At 55.2% G+C, this 346-nt stretch carries 1 pseudogene; it reads left to right on the top strand.

Annotation, left to right across the window (positions count from 1 at the left end):
* A pseudogene (locus SB816_RS30310) lies at window positions 1-346 on the top strand (sensor histidine kinase); the annotation flags it as partial.

Below are 346 nucleotides of genomic sequence, written 5' to 3'. Positions count from 1 at the left end.
CCACGAGCTTTCGGCTTTCGGTGCTGTTCCTCGGCATCTTCGGCGGCATTTCGGTGCCGCTATTTGCCTATCTGTATTTTTCGATTACCGGTTTTGAAACGCAACGCGTCGATGACTGGTTAGGTCGGGAATATTTCGCCATGCAACGCAGTTCGCCGGAACGCTTGTCCGCACTGTTCAACGTGCTGCGTCAAAGCGATCCGGACCAGCAACGGCCGAACGGCCTGTTCGGCAATGACGGGCGCTATATCGCCGGTTCGTTGACGACATTGCCTCGCGATATTCCATATGTGGGAAAACCATTCGCGATTCGCTTGCATGATGGACCGATCAATCAGACCGCCCG

The sequence above is a fragment of the Achromobacter sp. SIMBA_011 genome (assembly GCF_046535435.1).
Lineage (GTDB): Bacteria > Pseudomonadota > Gammaproteobacteria > Burkholderiales > Burkholderiaceae_B > Achromobacter > Achromobacter dolens.
The sequence above is the reverse complement of the archived record's forward strand: the minus strand, read 5'-3'. Positions and strand labels throughout refer to the sequence as shown.